This is a genomic window from Ancylobacter pratisalsi (assembly GCF_010669125.1).
Lineage (GTDB): Bacteria > Pseudomonadota > Alphaproteobacteria > Rhizobiales > Xanthobacteraceae > Ancylobacter > Ancylobacter pratisalsi.
In genome coordinates this window covers 1,375,132-1,391,935 of record NZ_CP048630.1, presented here as the reverse complement: position 1 = coordinate 1,391,935, position 16,804 = coordinate 1,375,132, and the positions used below count along the sequence as shown (strand labels likewise).

12 protein-coding genes are annotated in these 16,804 nt (G+C 70.0%); 6 read left to right on the top strand and 6 right to left on the bottom strand.

The features are described from left to right. The first annotated feature begins 47 nt into the window (after positions 1-47). Positions 48-971, top strand: coding sequence for a 50S ribosomal protein L11 methyltransferase (locus G3A50_RS06740; RefSeq protein WP_163074532.1), 924 nt, complete (start codon positions 48-50; stop codon positions 969-971). A 73-nt stretch (positions 972-1,044) separates the two neighbouring features. Here the strand turns inward: G3A50_RS06740 and G3A50_RS06735 are convergent, their stop codons facing one another. Both G3A50_RS06735 and G3A50_RS06730 read right to left on the bottom strand, forming a co-directional pair. Next, the gene (locus G3A50_RS06735; protein WP_163074531.1) at positions 1,045-1,248 is read right to left on the bottom strand and encodes a hypothetical protein; all 204 of its coding nucleotides are present in this window, start codon (positions 1,246-1,248) and stop codon (positions 1,045-1,047) included. A gap of 239 nt (positions 1,249-1,487) precedes the next feature. Then, on the bottom strand, positions 1,488-2,000 hold the full coding sequence (locus tag G3A50_RS06730) for a thioesterase family protein (RefSeq protein WP_163074530.1): 513 nt from the start codon (positions 1,998-2,000) through the stop codon (positions 1,488-1,490). A 241-nt stretch (positions 2,001-2,241) separates the two neighbouring features. Here G3A50_RS06730 and G3A50_RS06725 point away from each other — a divergent pair, with 241 nt between their 5' ends. After that, complete coding sequence (locus tag G3A50_RS06725) at positions 2,242-3,657, top strand: FAD-binding oxidoreductase (protein ID WP_210255237.1); 1,416 nt, start codon at positions 2,242-2,244, stop codon at positions 3,655-3,657. Positions 3,658-3,825: 168 nt separating this feature from the next. Next, positions 3,826-7,572, top strand: a complete 3,747-nt coding sequence (locus G3A50_RS06720; RefSeq protein ID WP_163074529.1) for an AsmA-like C-terminal region-containing protein — start codon at positions 3,826-3,828, stop codon at positions 7,570-7,572. 12 nt (positions 7,573-7,584) lie between these two features. Here the strand turns inward: G3A50_RS06720 and serB are convergent, their stop codons facing one another. After that, a complete protein-coding gene (gene serB, locus G3A50_RS06715) occupies positions 7,585-8,490 on the bottom strand; it encodes a phosphoserine phosphatase SerB (RefSeq protein WP_163077380.1) in 906 nt (301 codons plus the stop codon). A 115-nt stretch (positions 8,491-8,605) separates the two neighbouring features. Here serB and miaA point away from each other — a divergent pair, with 115 nt between their 5' ends. Continuing rightward, the gene (gene miaA / locus G3A50_RS06710; RefSeq protein ID WP_163074528.1) at positions 8,606-9,547 is read left to right on the top strand and encodes a tRNA (adenosine(37)-N6)-dimethylallyltransferase MiaA; all 942 of its coding nucleotides are present in this window, start codon (positions 8,606-8,608) and stop codon (positions 9,545-9,547) included. 98 nt (positions 9,548-9,645) lie between these two features. Here miaA and G3A50_RS06705 read toward each other — a convergent pair whose 3' ends face one another. The 3 genes from G3A50_RS06705 to purE form a co-directional block, all read right to left on the bottom strand. After that, entirely contained in the window at positions 9,646-10,614 is a 969-nt protein-coding gene (locus G3A50_RS06705; RefSeq protein WP_163074527.1) for a protein-methionine-sulfoxide reductase heme-binding subunit MsrQ, read from the bottom strand. Positions 10,615-10,772: 158 nt separating this feature from the next. Continuing rightward, positions 10,773-11,849, bottom strand: a complete 1,077-nt coding sequence (locus tag G3A50_RS06700; RefSeq protein WP_163074526.1) for a 5-(carboxyamino)imidazole ribonucleotide synthase — start codon at positions 11,847-11,849, stop codon at positions 10,773-10,775. Between the two features lie 8 nt (positions 11,850-11,857). Further along, a complete protein-coding gene (gene purE, locus G3A50_RS06695) occupies positions 11,858-12,367 on the bottom strand; it encodes a 5-(carboxyamino)imidazole ribonucleotide mutase (RefSeq protein WP_163074525.1) in 510 nt (169 codons plus the stop codon). Between the two features lie 348 nt (positions 12,368-12,715). On the opposite strand from purE, the gene G3A50_RS06690 reads away from it, so the two are divergent. Then, positions 12,716-14,842 (top strand): L,D-transpeptidase family protein, encoded by a 2,127-nt coding sequence (locus G3A50_RS06690; RefSeq protein ID WP_246252198.1) that lies wholly within the window; start codon positions 12,716-12,718, stop codon positions 14,840-14,842. A 320-nt stretch (positions 14,843-15,162) separates the two neighbouring features. After that, the gene (locus tag G3A50_RS06685; RefSeq protein WP_163074524.1) at positions 15,163-16,773 is read left to right on the top strand and encodes a peptidoglycan L,D-endopeptidase MepK; all 1,611 of its coding nucleotides are present in this window, start codon (positions 15,163-15,165) and stop codon (positions 16,771-16,773) included. The last annotated feature ends 31 nt before the right edge of the window (positions 16,774-16,804 follow it).

Genomic DNA, 16,804 nt, shown 5'->3' with positions numbered 1-16,804 from the left:
CACCTCGCTTAAGCAGCGCGCGTTTCCCACGCGTAGCGAGGACCGTCATGCTCGAAGGACTGCCGCCCAATGGCGCGACCCATGTGATGCGGGTCGATGCCCCCGAGCGCGAGGCCCGCTCCATCGCCGACATCATCGCCGAGAGCTTCGATCCGGCGGAAGTCGCGACCTCGGCCTTCGAGATCGCCGTGACGGCGGAGGATTCGCCCTGGGCCGTGGAGGCCTATTTCGGCGAGGAACCGGACGAGGACGCGATCCGTGAACTGGTGGCGCTGGTCTCGCCCGACCACGCGGCGGCGGCGGTGTTTTCCACCCTCGACAAGAAGGACTGGGTGAGCGCATCGCTGGAAGGGCTGGCCCCGGTCGCCGTGGGACGTTTCGTCGTCCACGGGTTCCATGATCGCGGGATTGTCGGGCCGCACCAGATCGGCATCGAGATCGAGGCCGCGCTGGCCTTCGGCACCGGCCATCACGGCACCACCAAGGGCTGCCTCGCGGCCATCGCGGCGTATGGCAAGAAGCGCCGCCCGGCGCGAACGCTCGATGTCGGCACCGGAACCGGCGTGCTGGCGATCGCGGCGGGGCGGCTGTTTCACACCCCCACGGTGGCGAGCGATATCGATGAGGTCGCGGTAACCACCGCGCGGGCCAATGCGCGGGCCAACAAGGCGGCGCCGGAAATTCGTTTCCTGCACGCGCCGGGGCTGGACGCGGGCGCGTTCGGCGACATGGGGCCCTACGACCTGATCGTCGCCAACATCCTGCTGGCGCCGCTCAAGCGCATCGCCAAGCCGCTCGCGCGCCTGCTGGCGCCGGGGGGAACGGTGGTTCTTTCAGGGCTGCTGCCCTCGCACGCGAACGCGGCACTCGCCGCCTATCGCGCACAGGGTCTTCGTCTGGTCCGGCGCCGCACCATCGAAGGGTGGACGACGCTGGAGCTCAGCAGGAACGCAGACCGCCCGCGCCGTTGAGCGCGGACGGACGGTGGCCAACGGGCCGGTAAGGGGCGGCGGATGAGCTGCGGCGGATCGGCCGCAGCCGGGATCAGCCGTTCCGCTCGATACCGCGCAACGCGGCCGCCATGGGCGTGGCGTAGCGGGCCATTTCGGCCTCGACATGCCGGGTCTGGGCATCGATGACGCGCTGCATGAAGCGGGCGAAGACGCCGGGCTTGCGTGCGGCGGCGGAAGAAGCGGAAGCCAGCGTCGTCCGGGACGGGGCGGCGATGGCGAAAGAAGCGTGCGCCATGAGGTGTCTCCTTCGTGGAGCGGAAGTTTATGCTCCGGAAGATAGACGTTTTGCGCCGCACAAGAAGATGCACGTTCTCATGGCTGGCCTGCAAAATGTGCACTGCACCATAAGCGTTGCAGGCCTGCGTCCGCGACATGGCCCCGCGCCCGAGGCCTGGGGCCGCATCCGCGATGCGAAGCCGCGCCCGTGACGGGCTTCCCCGCTCACGGACCAATCCCGCCATGCCACAACCTGTTTCAGGACAGCCGGATTGGCATATCGATCGGGCGGCCGAGACCTTCGGGCATCGGCAGGGCGCCATGGGCCGCCTTCATCATGGCGAGCCGCTCCAGCATTTCGTCCGGGAAGGCGGAAACACGCCGGCTGCTCGGTTCCATGTGCTGGGCGACCTGTTCGCAGGTGGCGGCGGTCCATCCCTCGCGGGCGTGGTGCAGCTCCTGAAACAGGTGCATGCGTTTCTCGTCGTAGTTGATGAGGCGGAGCGTGACCCGTACCTCCTGGCCGGCGCGAAGATCGCGCAGGAACCGCAGGTGGGACTCCGCGGTAAAGAACGCGGCGCCACTGGGGTCGATAGGATGCGGGCCGAGGCCGACAAGGAACACCGCCTCGTCGACCGCGCGATCGAAGAGCATGCTATAATAAGCAGGCTGGAGCCGCCCGTTGTAATCTACCCAGCTCGGCTCGACCCTCATGACAGACGAGACGAACGGGGCAAAAAACACGGGTTCGAAGTCGATCCCGTCCAACATGACATCATCCCGACGGCTATACGCGTTTACTGCGCTGCCTTATTGAGAAGCATTGTGCCGACTTTCCGTGCAACCGTCACCTGTTTTCGTGGTGATTGATTGACGGAAATACAGCGACAGCGGGGTTTTGCGGCGGCACCGGCCCGGCTCCGCGTGGCGAACGGCTCGCGGACCGGAACGATAAGGTATATGCCAGCCCCGCGCCTGCGGAGGGCGGCGCGGACAGAGGCGGGAGAAGGGCATGGTGGACCTGGTTGACGAGCGCGTGCGGGACGGCGTGGCGCAGGAGGCTGTGCAGGCGGTTATCGCCAAGCTTTCCAGCCACTTCGGCAATCGGCTGTCGGTGGGGCAGGCGGTCCGCGAACAGCACGCCAACACCATCACCTGGCTCGCCAACGAGGCGCCGGATGCGGTGGTGTTCGTTGAAAGCACCGAGGAAGTTCAATTTATCGTGCGTGCCTGCGCACAGCACGACGTGCCGGTCATCGCCTTCGGCAGCGGCTCCTCGCTTGAAGGCCAGATCAACGCGCCCCGAGGCGGCATCTCCATTGATCTGTCGCGCATGAACCGGGTGCTGTCGGTCCATCCCGAGGATCTCGACTGCGTGGTGGAGCCCGGCGTCACCCGCAAGCAGCTGAACGAGCATCTGCGCGATGCCGGCCTGTTCTTTCCCATCGATCCGGGCGCGGATGCCTCGCTCGGCGGCATGGCCTCGACCCGCGCCTCCGGCACCAATGCGGTGCGCTACGGCACGATGAAGGACAATGTCATCGCGCTCACCGTCGTGCTGGCCAATGGCGAGGTGATCACCACCTCGCGCCGGGCGCGCAAATCGGCGGCGGGCTATGACCTCACCCGCCTGTTCGTCGGCGCGGAGGGCACGCTCGGCATCATCACCAACCTGACGCTGAAGCTTTCCGGCCTGCCCGAGGCGGTGTCCGCCGGCGTGTGCGCCTTCCCGACCATCCGGGACGCCTGCGACGCGGTGATCCTGACCATCCAGTCCGGCCTGCCGATCGCGCGCATCGAGCTGCTGGACGAAGTGCAGGTGAGGGCGTGCAACGCCTATTCCAAGCTCGACCTTGCCGAGCAGCCGACGCTGTTCGTGGAATTCCACGGTACAGAGGCCAGCGTGCACGAGCAGGCCGAGCGCTTCGGCGAGATCGCCGCTGAATTCGGCGCCGGCGCGTTCACCTGGGAAACGCGGCCCGAGGACCGCACCCGGCTGTGGCAGGCACGCCATGACGCCTACTGGGCCTGCCTGCCGCTGAAGCCGGGCGCCAAGGCGCTGGCCACCGATGTGTGCGTGCCGCTCTCGCGCCTTGCCGACTGTGTCGACGAGACCAAGCGCGACATCGAGGAAATGGGCATGATCGCGCCGATCGTCGGCCATGTCGGCGACGGCAATTTCCACACCGTCACGCTCGTCGACATGGACGACCCGCACGATGTCGCCAAGGCCAAGGACTTCATCGGCCGCATGGTGAAGCGTGCTCTTGCCATGGGTGGCACCGCCACCGGTGAGCATGGCGTGGGGCAGGGCAAGCGCAAATACATGGAAGCCGAGCACGGCGCGGCCACGATCGACGCCATGCGCGCGGTGAAGGCGGCGCTCGATCCGCGCAACATCATGAACCCGGGAAAGATCCTGCCCTGAGCCGGGCTTTCGCAGGCGTGCCCGCACCCGGCGGGCGCGCGGATTTCACGCTTTGCGCGAAGGCGTGGAGAATGCGAAAAATATCAATAATCCAGCGCTATGACTGGCGGCGGATCGCGCCTGCCACCGGAATGGCGCGCTGAGACCGGCCCAGTCCGGAGGAGATGCGTGCAGAATCTGCTCCTCACCATTGCAGGCGCCATCATTCTGGCGGTGGCAGCGGCCTTCGCGGCGCCGCTTGTCATCGACTGGACGCAGTGGCGCTCGACCTTCGAGGCTCAGGCAACGCGGATTGTCGGGGCGCCCGTGGTCATTGGCGGGGCGATCGAGGCGCACATCCTTCCCGCCCCCCGGATTACGCTGCATGACGTGACCATCGGCGTCGACGGCGTCGGCACCGGCCTACGTGCCGGCGCGTTGAGCGGACGGTTCTCGCTGGGCGCCCTGATGCGGGGCGACCTGGTCGCCGAGCAGGTCGATCTGATCCGCCCGAAGCTCACCCTGATGCTCGACGACGCGGGTCGGGTGATCATGCCGACAGGCGCGGGCCAGCCGAAGAACATCAGTATCGCCGCGCTCGGCATTGCGGACGGGACGCTGGAACTGCGGGACCGCGCCAGCGGGCGGGCGATCACGCTCGATCACATCGACCTCGCCGGCGATCTGGCCGGGCTCGCCGGGCCGCTGCGGCTCGAAGGCCAGATGGCGAGCGGCGGGGTGGCGCGCAAGGTCCGGCTGTCGCTCGCCGAGCAGCCCGGCACGGGCACTGGCGCAGCGCGGCTACGCCTGTCGGTGGAAGAGATCGGCAATCCTCTGGTTGTCGACGCCGACGGCGTGTTCAGCCTTGCCGGGGGCAAGCCTGTCTTCGAGGGCCGGGCGTCGCTGACGCATGGCGGCGGGTCGCAGGCGCCGGCGCTGCGCGGCGCTGACGACAAGACAGCGGACAGCGGCGCGCGCAGTCTGCTCGGCGGCTGGAGCCTCGCTGGCCGCGTGAAGGTGACCGCCCAGTCGGTCGATGCCGACGATCTCAGCCTCTCGCTCGGGCTGTCGAACCATGCGGTCGAGCTTTCCGGTAACGCGCACTATGTGGCGTCCGGGCAAACGGATTCATCTGCGGGGGCCACCGGTTCGCGGCTCCAGCTCGCCCTGGCCGCGCGGCAGATCGACCTGAATGCCGCGACCGGCAACGCCCCGCCGCTCGCCGCGCTGGACGGCTTCGCCCGCACCGTGGCGCCGCTCGCCCGTCTCGCCGATGCCGGCTCGCTCGATCTTTCCAGCGACACGGTGCTGATCGGCAACGCGGCGATGCGCGAGGTGCGCGCGGGGCTCGACTGGACGCCGGCCGGCTGGCGTGCGCGCACCATGGAGGCGCGGCTGCCGGGCCGGGCGAGCGTGAAGCTCTCTGGCCGCCTGCCACAGGCGGGCAAAGCGGGCGCCCCGGCAGTGGGCACCCCGGCGGGCGATGTCGACCCGGCGGTGTTCGCCGGCTCCGTCGTGCTGATCGCCGAGGACCTGCCCGCCTTTGCCGGCTGGGCGGCGCCCGACGCGACCGCTCTGCTCGCCGGGCTCCCGCCGGGCGCCGCGCGGCTGGAGGCCGACATAGCGCTTGGCGGCGACCGCATCGCGCTCGACCGCATCAATGCCAGCATGGGAACCGTGCGGCTGTCGGGCACCGGCGCCTATGCCTTTCCCGGTGCGCAGGGGCGTGGGCGCCTCGACGCCGCGCTGGCGACGGAGCAACTCGACCTCGATCCGCTGCTTCCCCCGTTGCGGCGGCTATTGGGATTTGGCGGCGAGCGTTTCGACCTTGCGCTCAGCTTCAGCGGCAAGGCGGTCCGACTGGCCGGCGTCACGGCGGCCGGAGCGGACATCGCGCTGCGCAGCGACGCCGACGGGATCAGCATCGAACGGCTGTCGGTCGCCGATCTCGCCGGGCTGAACCTCACGGGCTCGGGACGGCTCGCCGCGCCCGGCGCGGCCACGGCCGACACTGACGGACGTTTCAAGGCGCATCTGTCGGGCACCCGCGCCGACGGCTTGCCCGCTTTGGCGCAGGCGCTCGGCGTGGCTCCGGTGTCTTCCTTCGCAACCACGATGGGCCCGCTGCTGGCGCCACTCGATGTGGACTTCACCGTCGATTCCCGCGCCGGGCGCACGACGCTGGCGGCCTCGGGCCGTCTTGGCGGGCTGGAGGGCGATGCCAGTGCCGCCTTCGGCGCCGACCGGCCGCTCGATGCGCGGCTGGCGTTGGATGTCGCCGATGGCAGCGCCGTGCTCGGGCGTCTGGGGGTGCCGAGCCTGCGGGCGAACCTCGGCGCGGCGCGGCTCGACGCCACGCTGGGCGCTTCTTTCGAGGGACGGCTCGCCTTCGCCGGCGCCAGCCTTGCGGGTACGGGCACGCTGGAATGGGGCGCCGACGGGCGGCTGGTGCCCGATCTCGCGCTCAAGCTGAACGGGGCCGATCTCGCGGGCCTGTTCGCGGCGTTTGACGGCCATGCCGGCGGCGCGCTGCCGATGGCGATGACCGGCACGCTGGCGCGCCAGGACGCGAGCTGGCGCGTGGACCGGCTCGCCGGCACGGTGGGCGGGCAGAGGCTTGAGGGTCGCGTGTCCTACACGCCCGGCCTGCCGCAGCCCTATGATGCCGCGCTGTCCATGGAACGCTTCAGCCTTCCTGCGGCACTGGCACTGGTGACCGGCCGCCCGGCGGACGAGGCGCGCGGTGCCGGGCCGTGGCCGGACGGGCGCTTCGGGCCGGCGCTGCTGGCCGACCTTCCCGCTACGCTCGCGCTCGATGTCGGTACCTTCGATCTGCCCGGCGGGCTCAGCCTCGATTCCGCGCGTGTGAAGGCGCGGCTGGGCGAGGGCGGCGTGGCGGTCGAGGACATCAGCGGCCGGCTGGCCGGCGGCCAGCTTGCCGGCCGCTTCACGCTGCGACGTCGCGGCGAGGTGGCGCAGCTCGACGGGCGGGTGTCGCTGACCGATGCGGACGGCGTGCGCCTGCTTCAGGCCGCGGGCGTTGCCCAGCCGGATGTGCGCGGCCGGCTGACGGTGTCGCTCGACGCGACGGGAAGCGGGCGCTCGCCGCGCGCGCTTGCCGCCTCCCTTCAGGGGCAGGGCAGCGTGGTGGTGGATGGGCTTGAGATCGCCTACACCGACCCGCGGGCGCTGCAATATGTGATGCTCGCCACCGAGACCGGCATGCCCCCGGACCAGGCGCGCATGGTGCAGCTGCTCAATGAGGGACTGTCGCGCGGGCCGCTGCGTTTCAACCGGGTCGAGAGCGCGCTGAGCCTGGTGAACGGGGCCGCGCGGAGCGCCACGGCCCGGCTGGCGCTCGGCGACCAGCGCTTTGCGCTGACCGCGAGCTTCGACATCGCGGCTTTCAGCTTCGAAACCACGCTGGAGATCGAGGAAGCCGCGTCCGACAGCGCCGCCGCCGCGCCCGCCGCCGGCGTGCAGTGGCGCGGGCCGATCACCGCGCCGGAGCGACGCTTCGACATCACCGGCCTGAGCGCGGCGATCAACCTTCGCGTGCTGGAGCGCGAGCGCAAGCGGCTGGAAGCCGAGTATGGCCGCACCCCGTTGACCGATGCCGGCCGCTCGACGGACGCCGCCACATCCGACGCGCCCCGATCTGATGCGCCCATACCCGAGGCGCCCACGCCTGCCGCGTCCGCCCCGCAACAGACGCCGGCCCGGCCGGCGCCCGCGACCCGGCCGGCTCAGCCCGCCCCGAGGAGCGCGCCCGCCCGCCCGGCGCCGGCGCCGCAGACCTCGGCGCCGCAGACGCCTCCGTTCGCCATGCCGCAATATCCCCAGCCCGGAAGTGCCGCACCGCCGCTGCCGCCGCCGGTGGACATTCCGCCCGATCCGCTGCGCAGCACCATCATGATGCCCCCGCTGGCGCCCTGAGCGGGCGAGGGGTCAGTGGACGAATTCGGCGGACGTATAGCCCTGGAGATAGAGCAGCGCGGTGAGGTCGCCATGGTCGATCCGCACCTGCGCGCTCTCGGCCACCGCCGGCTTGGCGTGGTAGGCGACGCCCAGCCCCGCTTCCCCGATCATGGCAAGATCATTGGCGCCGTCGCCCACCGCCAGCGTGTCCTCGGGCGCGAGGCGCAGGGCCTCGCGCATTTCCAGGAGTGCGGCGAGCTTGGCCTCGCGGCCGAGGATCGGCTCCTCGACAAGACCGGCGAAGCTGTCGCCATCCGCCAGCAGAATATTGGCGCGATGGGCGTCGAAGCCGATCAGCTCGGCGACGCGGGAGGTGAACAGGGTGAAGCCGCCCGAAACCAGCAGCGTATGCGCCCCGCTGGCGCGCATGGTGCGCACCAGTTCGGTGCCGCCCGGCGTGAGGCGGATGCGCTCGGCGATGACGGTGTCGACGACGGCGAGCGGCAGCCCCTTGAGCAGCGCGACCCGCTCGCGCAGCGCCGGCTCGAACGCGATCTCCCCGCGCATCGCCCGCTCGGTGATGGCGGCGACATGGGCCTTCATGCCGGCATAGTCGGCAAGCTCGTCGATGCACTCCTGCCCGATCATGGTGGAGTCCATGTCGGCGAGGAACAGCCTCTTGCGCCGCCCCTGAGCCGGCAGCACGGCGACATCGACCGGCGCCGTGGCGAGGGCGTCGCGCAGGGCACGGGAGTCGGCCGGGCCGGGCAGCGCGATCTCCGCGGCGATGCCGGGCGCGAGGATACGTGCCTCGCCGGCGCCGGGCAGGTGCTGGCGGGTCTTTGCGAGCAGCGCGTCGTCGACGGCGGGCGCGGCCGGGCTGGAGATCAGCACGGCGACATGGGTGGGGGCGTTGGTGAGGTCGGAAACGGTCATGGCGTACTGGAATGCGATCGCGCAAGGCTTGCCGACGGGCCGGCGGCGGGCAAGAAACAACGAGGCGCCGCAGAGCGCCGGAAGGAAGCGGAAGACGTCATGACCGAGCCGCCACATGAGTGAGGCCGCCATTCGCCCGCGCGCGGTGCTTATCGCAGGGCCGACCGCGAGCGGCAAGTCGGCGCTGGCGCTGGCGCTGGCCGAGCGCACCGGCGGCGTGGTGATCAATGCCGATTCGATGCAGGTCTATCGCGACCTGCGCATTCTCTCCGCCCGCCCCAGCCGGGAGGAGGAGGCACGCGCGCCCCATCGCCTCTATGGCCATGTCGACGGGGCGCAGGACTATTCCGTCGCCCACTGGCTGGAAGAGGCACGCGCGGAGCTTTCGCTCGCCTGGGAGGCCGGGCGGCTGCCGATCCTCGTCGGCGGCACCGGGCTTTACTTCAAGGCGCTGACCGAAGGGTTGTCGCCGATGCCCGCGATTCCCCCGGAGGTGCGCGAGCGGGTGCGCGCGCTCAGTGAGGACGCGCCGGCGCTGCATGCGCGGCTGGCGGGGCTCGACCCGCTGACGGCGGCGCGGCTGCGCCCTTCCGACACGCAAAGGCTGATGCGCGCGCTCGAAGTGTTCGAGGCGACCGGCCGGCCGCTGGCCGAATGGCAGCGGACCCGCGGCACGCCGGGGCCGCTGGCGGGCGGGCCGTCAGCGGGAGAGGACGATATCGTGCGGCTGTTTCTGGCCGCCGATCGCACGCAGCTGCGCGCGCGCATCGCCGCGCGGTTTCACGCCATGATCGAGGCCGGGGCCCTGGACGAGGTGCGTGCCCTCGACGCGCGCCATCTCCCCGCCGACCGCACCATCCTGAAGGCCCATGGCGTGCCCTGGCTGCGGCGCCATCTCGGCGGCGAGATCGGCCTTGATGCCGCGATCGAGGGCGGTGTCCTCGATACGCGCCGCTATGCCAAGCGTCAGGACACCTGGTTCCGTCACCAGCTCACCGGATGGACCGCGATGCCCCCCGCCGAGGCGGAGGCATGGCTGGAGGCGCGGACGGTCTAGCGGGTTCTCAGCCGAGGCGGGTTCCGGTTGGCGCGAAAGTACGCGTCGACGCAGATAGCCGGCGCAGTTCTGGCGCACAGCAACTCACCGAACGTGCCCTAGGCGCGTGCCGCGCGGCGCTGGGGAAGCGGGCGCAGCCGGAGTGCGAGGCTGCTCGCCAGCGCCAGGGCGAGACCGAGACCGGCCACCCACCACGCCGGGCGGATCGAATAGGTGAAGTCGAGATTGGCCTGGAGCACGCGGACCGGATCGACCCCTGTCGCGGCGAGATACCAGCCCGCTTCCAGCAGCGCCGTCGCCAGCCCCGCGAGGACCGCCAGCGCCGCGAGATTGAGGAATCCGGTGCCGCGCCCGAAGCGCTGCATCACCCGCCACCCCATCAGCCAGACGAAGAAGCCGGCGATGAGGGTGGGTTCGGTCACGTCGAGCTTCTGCTGCATGAAGAAGTGCAGGATGCCCAGCGCGACGATGGGGTAGACGAGGGCGTGCAGATGCCCCCAGCGCTCCGCGCCCAGCCGCCGGATCGCCCCCTCCCACGAGGTCGCGGAGAGCACGGCAAGGCCGACGAGGGCGACAAATCCGATGGTGAGATAGATGCGCAGCGCGATCTCGCGCGCCGCCATGGACAGGCTGCCAATATCGACGAGGTAGAAGGCGAAGTGCACGCCGACATAGAACGCCGCGCCAAGGCCCAGCGTGCGGCGGGCCGCCAGCAGCTTTGGCCAGTTGAACAGGCGCCGGGCCGGGGTCACCGCCAGGCTGACAAGCAGCAGGCGGATCGCCCAGTCACCGATGAAACGGATCACCTCCACCAGCGGGCGCGCGCCCAGCGCCGGCCCCGGACCGCCGAGGCCGGGGGCGCCGATTCCCGACCCCCCCAGTCCCGGAGCGCCCGTACCGAACGGGTTCGGCGCGGCGAAGCCGCCGCTGAGGGCGCGGCTGACGAGAAGGACGAGGGGAATGAGCACGATCAGCAGCGCGCCGATCTTCTCCGGGCTGAGGCGGCCATTGCGTTCGCGCAGGAAGGAATTGGGCGAGGCGGCGGGCAGCGTTTTACGTGGAGGCATGGGCGCGTGCGGGGCTCGGCGTGGCGGAAGGGGCGGGACGCGACGTTTAGCTGTCCCCGACCATACGCATCCGCCCCGCGCATTATTTCAAGGACGCACCGCACGTTCCCGTGAGCCGCTCTCCGCCTTCACGAGCGCACGGACAATGGCCCGTGCCCTCACGCTTCGGGGAAGATACGGGTGACGTGGCCCATCTTGCGGCCGGGACGGGCCTCGGCCTTGCCATACAGATGCAGATGCGCGCCGGGCTCCGATAGCACGGCGTGCCAGCTCTCGGCCTCGTCGCCGATCAGGTTGGTCATCTCCACCCGGCCCAGCCGCTCGACGGCGCCGAGCGGCCAGCCGGCGATGGCGCGCACATGCTGCTCGAACTGGCTGGTGCGGGCGCCGTCCAGCGTCCAGTGGCCGGAATTGTGCACGCGCGGGGCGATCTCGTTGGCGACCACACTCTGCGTGCCGTCCACCACCACGAGAAACATCTCCACCGCGAATACCCCGACATAGCCCAGCGCCTCGCCGATGCGCCGGGCGATGTCGCGTGCCAGCGTCTCGACCGAAGGCGTCACCGCGGCGGGCACGGTGGAGCGATGAAGGATATGATGACGGTGCTCGTTCTCCGTCACCTCATAGGCTGCGAAACGCCCGTCCTCGGTGCGCGCGGCGACGACCGAGACCTCGCGCTCGAAGGGCACGAAGCCCTCCAGGACCGCCGGGTGACGGCCAATGGCCGCGAAGGCGGCGGCGGCATCGTCTCCCGCGCGCAGCATCACCTGGCCCTTGCCGTCATAGCCGAAGCGGCGGGTCTTGAGCACCGCCGGCCGGCCGATCCGCTCCAGCGCGGCTTCAAGCCCGGCGACGTCGTCGATGGCCGCGAAGGGGGCAACGTCGATCCCCAGACCCGAGATGAACGTCTTCTCGTCCAGACGGTCCTGGGTGATGCCGAGCGCGCGGGGGCCGGGATGGACCGGCACGAATGAGGCGAGGTGACCGGCGGTGGCCACCGGCACATTCTCGAATTCGTAGGTCACCACGTTCACCGCGCGGGCGAAGGCTTCCAGCGCGCCGAGGTCGTCATAGGCGGCGCTGGTGACGGCGTCGGCGACCTGGAAGGCGGGGTTGTCGCCCTCGGGCGCATAGATGTGCGCGCGAAGGCCGAGCGGGGCGGCGGCGAGCGCGATCATGCGCGCGAGCTGTCCGCCGCCGAGAATGCCGATGGTGTCGCCGGGCTTGAGCATGGGAGTCCTCACACGGGCCGATCGGCGACGGCGGCGGTGCGCGCGGCGCGCCAGTCGTCGAGCCGGGCGGCGAGGGCGTCGTCGTTCAGCGCCAGCACAGCGGCGGCGATGAGCGCGGCGTTGGTGGCGCCGGCCCGGCCGATGGCAAGCGTGCCGACCGGGATGCCGGCGGGCATCTGCACGATGGAATAGAGGCTGTCCACGCCGGACATCGCCTTGGATTCCACCGGCACGCCGAAGACCGGCAGCGGCGTCAGCGCCGCGACCATGCCCGGCAGGTGCGCGGCGCCGCCGGCGCCGGCGATGATGGCCTTGTAGCCGGCATCGCGCGCGCCCTTGGCGAAGGCGTACATGCGGTCCGGGGTGCGGTGGGCCGAGACGATGAGACAGTCATGGCCAACCCCGAGCGCTTCCAGCGTTTCGGCGGCGTGACGCATGGTCTCCCAGTCCGACTGGCTGCCCATGATGATGGCGATCGGCCGTGGATCTGTGGCCGTGGCGGCCGTCGGCTCGGTCATGGTCTGGTCCGTTCCCCCGAAAAGAAGGCGCGGATTATAGGAATCGCACCCCTCGCGGCAAGGCGGATCTTGCCGCACGACGTTTTTTGCGTGTCGGCGAGGGAAGCCGCGATCATGCTTAATACGACCTTTACCTGCAGCCGGCACAGTGACTTGCCCGCTTTCCGGAGACCATTTCGACTGTGGCTCGGGAGCGACGGTAGCGGCACAAGCGGGAACATTATCACTTTCGTGAGTTGAACAGGTGTGGAGCTGGGGCAGAGAGTGGCTGGCCCAACGGCCTGCGCATTCACGGAATGGCGAGAGGGCGCGGAGAGGTCAATGGTCGGGCGTATCGGGAGTAAGGCAATGACACGGCGCAAGGGGCGTCATCTGGCGGGAACGGCCTGCGTACTGGTGATGTCGGTCGCGGTTGCGTTCGCCCTCCCTGTGCTGGTCAGCTCCTTCGCCGCGCAGGCACAGGAATTTTCCGGCGCGCCGATCGCCATCGATCCGGCCGGGAACGGCACGGGCGACGCGGTCGCCGCGTTCGATCCCGTGGCTGCCGGCGTTCGTGATGCCGGGCAGGGAGCGTCGCTGCTGGCTTCGCTCGGCGACGAGCCAGCCCCCTTCGAGATGAGCCGAAGCCGTCCGCTCCCCACCGTGCCGCGTGCCAATGCCTCGCGCAGCGCTGCGCTCACGCCGCCCGTTCTTCCCGCGCCGTTCTCGCCGGCCGAAGCCGTATCGAACGCGCCCGCCGCCCCGCCCGTCGATGGGCCGGCCAGCGCGACGCCTTCGGTGGGCAACGGCGTGCCCGGAACCGGCGCGCTGACCCCCGGCGCGGCGATGCCCGCCACCGTCACGCCATCCGTACCCTCATCCGGCACCGCCGCCACCGGTGCCCGCGCCCCGGCCGTGCAGACGCCGGCCGTCGTCGAGCAGAAGCCGGCGCCCGGCCAGATGGTGCCGACCTATCTCGCCGATCTCCTCGCCAACAAGGCGGGGCGCTACGTTGCCCGCGCCAATGAGTGGCAGGCGCTGGTCGACTTCTACGTCGCGCGCGACTACCGCCCGGCCTTCACGGCGGGTGCGGGTCTCTCACCGCTCGGCTACGTCGCCGCCGAGACCTTCGCCGCCGCCGAGACGGAGGGGCTCAACCCGATCGACTACGCGGTGCCGCCCCTGCCGCCCCAGGCGACCGACATGGCGATCGCCGACACCGAACTGCGCCTTGCCGCGACGACGCTGCTTTATGCCCGCCATGTCCAGAGCGGACGCTTCGACCCCAAGCGCATCTCGGAAGGTGTCGATCCCACGCCAACCGTTCCCGAGCCTGCCGCGATCCTCGCGCAGGTGGCGGGTTCGGCCAATCCCCGGGCGACGTTTGCCGCCTTCGCCCCGCAATATGACGAATACCGTCTGTTGAAGATCCAGCTCGCCCGGCTGATGCTGGAGGGCAACGGTCCGGTGCAGGTGGCGATTCCCTCGGGTCCTCTGCTGCGCCCGGGCGACAGCGACCCGCGTGTGCCGCTGCTGCGCGCGCGCCTCGGCATTGGCGGTGCGCCGGACGATTTCATCTACGACGCCTTGCTGGTCGAGGCGGTGCGTGACTTTCAGCGCATGTCCGGCCAGGCCCAGGACGGCCTGGTGGGGCGCGGCACGCTGGGGGCGCTCAATGCGGGCGCCTCGGGCGACGACCGCGCCGATGTGATCGCCAACATGGAGCGCTGGCGCTGGGTGCCGCACGACGTGGCGCCCGCCTATGTGATGGTGAACATTCCCGAATACATGGTGCGCGTCATCGTCAACGAGCAGACGGTGCACGAGACCCGCGTCGTGGTCGGCAAGCCGCAGAACCAGACCCCGATCCTGTCGCAGGATATGGAATATGCGGTGTTCAACCCCTCCTGGCACGTGCCGCCGGGCATCATCCGCAACGAGATGCTGCCCAAGCTGCGGGCCAATCCCTATGCGCTGGAGAGCCAGGGGATCGATGTGGTCCGCAATGGGCGCGTGGTCGATCCCGGCACGGTGGACTGGAGCCGGGGCACGCAGGGCTATTCGTTCCGCCAGCCGCCGGGCGAGCGCAACGCGCTTGGCCGGATGAAGTTCATGTTCCCGAACAAGCACTCGGTCTATCTGCACGACACGCCGAGCCGATCGCTCTTCGCCCGCGACCGGCGTGCCTTCAGCCATGGTTGCGTGCGGGTCTATGAGCCGCTGAAGTTCGCCGAGGTGCTGTTCAGCCTTGGTCTGCCGAGCGAGGGCTGGAGCCAGAAGCGCATTTCGCAGCTGATCGGCGGGAACGAGAAATATCTCAACCTGAAGCAGCATCTGCCGGTGCACCTCGCCTACTTCACCACATTCGTGCACGGTGACGGGCGGCTGGTGACGCTTGAGGACATCTACGGCATCAATGCCGCGACCAAGACCATTCTCGGGCTCGACGACACGCGCCGCCTCGCCAACCGCGGCGGTGTGATTTCCGCACGCTGACGGCGCGAATCAGTGCCGGCACCAAAATGTGCCGCAGCGCACGCTTTTGCGCGGGCGGCGGGGTGTTTCATTGCCCCTGCCGCCTGTTGCAAAACAGCCACGTGAAATAGAAAAATATGTAGTTCTGTGGTAGATGGGTGTGAATTTGACGTGATGGCACTCTTTCGCCACAGTCACTTTCTAGCGAAGGGGTCAATAGGCGTGGGGGTTGGGCCGTAAACGGCCTCTTAACCAGACCCGACAAGACTATGTTCACCATGTACGGCCCGGTCATGCCGACCGAGTCGTCTCAAGGAAACACTCCTGCTCGGGTTTAGGTTGTGCACATCCACCCTGCTCTTCGTTTTCGTCCTGTCGTGAAAGCCGCCGCGCTGGCGGCGCTTGTCACGTTGTGCAGTGCCGATTTCCTGCAGGACGCGGTCGCCAATGGCGACACCCGCACGCTGAGCTTTCATCACGTCCATTCCGGCGTGAGCGAGACGGTGACCTTCAAGAAGAACGGCCGCTACGACCCCGCCGCCCTGAAGCAGCTCAACGTGCTGATGCAGGACTGGCGGCGCAAAGAGCCGACCAACATGGACCCCCGGCTGTTCGACATCGTGTGGGAGGTCTATCGCGACGTCGGCGCGACGCAGCCGATCCAGGTCATCGGCGGCTACCGTTCGCCTTCCACCAACGCCATGCTGCGCCAGCGCTCGCGCGGCGTCGCCAAGACCAGCCTGCACATGCAGGGCAAGGCGATGGACTTCTTCATTCCCGGCGTGTCCCTGGCGAAGATCCGCGAGGCCGGCCTGCGGCTGCAGCGCGGCGGCGTCGGCTTCTACCCGACCTCCGGCTCGCCCTTCGTGCACCTCGACACCGGGGGCATACGGCACTGGCCGCGAATGACCCGCACCGAGCTGGCGCGCGTCTTCCCCGATGGCAAGACCGTGCATATTCCCGCTGACGGCAAGCCGATGTCCGGCTACTCCGTCGCACTGGCCAGCGTCGAAGCGCGCGGCTCGGAGCCGGGCGGCGCGGGAGCGGCCTTCGCCGGGCTGGCCGCGACCAACAACCCCAAGCCGAAGAACATCTTCGCCTCGCTGTTCGGCAAGGACGAGGACGACGACGAGGAGAGCGCGACCCCGGCCGCCCCGGCCCCCACGAGGGTCGCCTCCGCCGCTGCCGTGCCACTGCCTGCGCCCACGCCTGCCCCCGTGGCTTCCGCGGCCGCTCCGGTCGAGCTGGCCGCCGCCGAGCCGGTATCCGTTCCAAGGCCCGAGCCCAACCCGCTGCCACGGCTGGCGCTGGCCGCGCCGCCGGCCAAGCCTGACCTGCCGAACGCCGTTGTGGCGAGTTCCGGTTCCGGTCGCGCGGCGGCCGCGTCTGTCGATCCTGCCCTGGCGGCGCTCGCCGCGGCGGTGCCGCTGCCGGCTGAATCCGCCGGCGCCGCTCGCCCGGTTACCCTCGCCATGGCCGGCGCGCCGGTGCCGCTGCCGCGTGCACGGCCGACGCAGGCGGGTGGTCTGCCGGAGGTCATCATGCGGGGCACGGACGGCGGGAGCGGGCCGGTGCTGGCTTATGCTTCGGCAGCGTCGGGCGTCTTCGCGCCGGCGCGTACCCAGCCCGGACGCGCGCCTGCGCCACCCTCAGCTGCGGCCCGCGTCGCCGTCGATGCCGAGCGTTCGCCCTCGGCCCATTCGGCCGAGATGCAGGCCGAGATCCGCCGCCTGTTCAACGGGCCCACGGTGGCTCACAATGTGAGGATGCGCACGCCCGAGCTTCGCCGCTTCGCGGCCTTCGTCGCCCCGCCGCGTCAGGTGGTGGCGGGCGGTTTCAGCGCCGATGGCTCGAACGGTCTGTCGACCTCGCACTTCCAGGGCGCGGCCGTGGTGGCCATTCCCGTGGTGGCGATGATGTCTGGGCCGGCACCGATCCGGAACCCGCTCTGAGGTTCACGGACGCGGTTTTCCCGGCGACGTG

Bases quoted from the DNA above. Each gene is read 5' to 3' on its own strand.
- serB (WP_163077380.1), bottom strand. From the start codon at position 8,490: ATGACCGTTTCCGACCTCACCAACGCCCCCACCCATGTCGCCGTGCTG.
- G3A50_RS06740 (WP_163074532.1), top strand. From the start codon at position 48: ATGCTCGAAGGACTGCCGCCCAATGGCGCGACCCATGTGATGCGGGTC.
- G3A50_RS06735 (WP_163074531.1), bottom strand. From the start codon at position 1,248: ATGGCGCACGCTTCTTTCGCCATCGCCGCCCCGTCCCGGACGACGCTG.
- G3A50_RS06690 (WP_246252198.1), top strand. From the start codon at position 12,716: ATGACACGGCGCAAGGGGCGTCATCTGGCGGGAACGGCCTGCGTACTG.
- G3A50_RS06730 (WP_163074530.1), bottom strand. From the start codon at position 2,000: ATGTTGGACGGGATCGACTTCGAACCCGTGTTTTTTGCCCCGTTCGTC.
- G3A50_RS06725 (WP_210255237.1), top strand. From the start codon at position 2,242: ATGGTGGACCTGGTTGACGAGCGCGTGCGGGACGGCGTGGCGCAGGAG.
- miaA (WP_163074528.1), top strand. From the start codon at position 8,606: ATGAGTGAGGCCGCCATTCGCCCGCGCGCGGTGCTTATCGCAGGGCCG.
- purE (WP_163074525.1), bottom strand. From the start codon at position 12,367: ATGACCGAGCCGACGGCCGCCACGGCCACAGATCCACGGCCGATCGCC.
- G3A50_RS06700 (WP_163074526.1), bottom strand. From the start codon at position 11,849: ATGCTCAAGCCCGGCGACACCATCGGCATTCTCGGCGGCGGACAGCTC.
- G3A50_RS06705 (WP_163074527.1), bottom strand. From the start codon at position 10,614: ATGCCTCCACGTAAAACGCTGCCCGCCGCCTCGCCCAATTCCTTCCTG.